We start from the raw sequence: 269 nt of genomic DNA, 5'->3' as shown, positions 1-269 counted from the left end.
GTCGGCGCCCCGGGCGCGGGGAGGTGGCGGTCGAGCAGGGGCAGGTCGGCGGCGCGGCAGGGCCGGATCTCCGGAGGGGCCACAGGGTCGGCACGGTGGGCAGGGTCCATGCGGCGACCGTACGGGACGACAGCGGGCCCCCGGGAGGAGTTTCCCGGGGGCCCGCTCATGTCACCACGTGACGGGACTAGCTCCAGCTGGCGTGCAGCGGCTTGCCCTCGGCGTAGCCCGCGGCGGACTGGATGCCGATCACGGCCTTCTCCTCGAAC

Source organism: Streptomyces sp. CB02009 (assembly GCF_001905825.1).
Classification (GTDB): domain Bacteria; phylum Actinomycetota; class Actinomycetes; order Streptomycetales; family Streptomycetaceae; genus Streptomyces.
Note: the sequence above shows the minus strand (reverse complement) of the source record.